The organism is Nostoc sp. (assembly GCF_036919495.1).
Classification (GTDB): domain Bacteria; phylum Cyanobacteriota; class Cyanobacteriia; order Cyanobacteriales; family Nostocaceae; genus Nostoc.
In genome coordinates this window covers 1-2271 of the sequence record NZ_JBALBZ010000043.1, presented here as the reverse complement: position 1 = coordinate 2271, position 2271 = coordinate 1, and the positions used below count along the sequence as shown (strand labels likewise).

The 2271-nt window shown below is 38.0% G+C and carries 1 protein-coding gene; it reads right to left on the bottom strand.

The window, feature by feature from the left end; genetic code table 11:
- Positions 1–135 precede the first annotated feature (135 nt).
- The coding region (ppk1, locus tag V7K25_RS05500; RefSeq protein WP_335155804.1) for a polyphosphate kinase 1 at positions 136–2271 on the bottom strand (2136 nt) is incomplete at its 5' end.

Sequence of the window (2271 nt, the reverse complement as noted above, 5' to 3'; positions counted from 1 at the left end):
TTCATGGACAACTGCGAGAGTTTTTTGTTTTGAAGTTACGCCATGATTTGTGTGAAGATGCGAAGAAACATCTGCATCGTGGACTGATATGCCTGATTGTGCCATTCGTATATACAGGCTATTTTTATTAGAGAATTACTGCATCATTTCTATCAAAATATTTTGAGCGCTACGTTCTGGCTCATTTTTATTAGGGTAACGTTGGATGTAAGAGCCATCTGGCTGCAACTCCCAAGCTTGGCGATTATCTGCTAGCATTATTTTGAGAATTTTTTGTAAATTCTGCACAATATCATCATCTTCAACTGGTACAACTACTTCAACTCGGTGATCTAGGTTGCGGGTCATCCAATCGGCACTGCCGATATATACTTCATTTTGTCCGTTATTATGAAAGTTAAATATCCGAGAGTGTTCTAAAAAACGACCAATAATGCTGATCGCACGAATATTTTCGCTAACTTTTGGAACTCCAGGACGCAAACAACAAATACCCCGCACAATTAGGTCAATTTGTACTCCAGCAAGAGATGCTTTGTATAAAGTGGCAATAATTTGGGGGTCAACCAAAGCATTCATCTTAGCGATGATATGACCTTGATTACCGTTTTTGCAGTGTTCGATTTCTCGCTGGATCAGGGCAGTAATGCGAGCGCGCATATTAATAGGTGATACCAGCAACTTGCGGTAAGAATCTTTACAGGAATAACCAGTCAAATAATTAAATAAATCAGTTAAATCTGCCCCTAAGTCTTCTCGACAACTAATTAGTCCTAAATCTGTATATAAATTTGCTGTTTTGGAATTATAATTTCCAGTACCAATATGGAAATAACGACGAATATTTTCTCCCTCTTGACGCACCACTAGCAAAGTTTTGCTATGAGTCTTTAGTCCCACCAGTCCATATACTACATGAACACCAGATTTTTCTAATTTATTAGCCCAAGTGATGTTATTTTCTTCATCAAAGCGAGCTTTTAATTCTAAAATAACAGCAACTTGTTTGCCATTTTCAGCAGCAGTAATCAAAGAACTGACAATTTCCGAGTCTCCCGAAGTCCGATAAAGTGTCATTTTAATTGCCAACACATCAGGATCATGAGCAGCTTGAGCAATAAATTCTTCTACAGAAGCGCCAAAGGATTCGTAAGGATGATGTACTAGCAAATCTTTTTGCTGAATCACCGAGAAAATACTTTGTTCCTCATCATTGAAGTTGGCAATTTCATTTTGTTGATGAAGATGACGCAGACGAGACGGAACTACTGATGCCCAAGGTGGATCTTTCAATTCAGGTAAAGGTAGTGCCGTAAACGACATCAAATCTTTTAAATTCAGTAGCCCTTCTATCTCATAAACATCACTCTCAATCAGTTTCATTTCTGTCATCAACATCTGTCGTAATGATTGAGGCATTGATGGTTGAATTTCCAATCGCACCACCGAGCCAATGAATTTGCGCTTATATAACTCTTGTTGAATTGCTAATAGTAAGTCATCGGCTTCTTCTGCTAATTCTAAATCTGTATTGCGGGTTAATCGAAATAGGTGATATTCCTCAACGACCATTCCGAGAAATAAAGCTTCTAAATTGTGAGCAATTACTTGCTCTATCGGCATACCTGTCCAGTGATTTAATTTCCCATTATCTATTTGCAATTCTTGAGGTAAGGGAATAAATCGAGGCAGAATAGTGGGAATTTTGACTCTAGCAAACTTTTTCTCTCCGGTGTTTGGGGCTTTTACTACCACTGCTAAATTTAAACTGAGATTCGCCATTCGTGGAAAGGGATGGCTAGGATCAACAGCTAGAGGAGTGAGAACTGGAAAAATTATTTCTTGAAATAATTTTTGAAAGTAACTACGCTGTTCGGGATTAATGTCAACATAATTAAGTAGATGAATGCCTTGCGCTGTCATTTCTGGTCGAAGCGTCTGCTCAAAATAATGATGCTGTTGAGTCACCATTGGATGCAGATATTGATAAATTGCTTCTAATTGTTGTTCTGGGGTGCGACCATCGGGAGTTCGCTGAATTAACTGTGCTTTAACTTGTTCTTTGAGAAGTGCAACACGAACCATAAAAAATTCATCAAGATTAGCACTAAAGATGGCAATAAACTTGAGTTTTTCTAGTAATGGAGTCCGAATATCTAACGCCTCATGTAAAACTCGGCGGTTAAATTCTAACCAGCTTAATTCTCGACTAAAGTAGTACTCCGAGTCATGCACATTAATAGTTTTACTAATATCTTTGACTTTAGACAT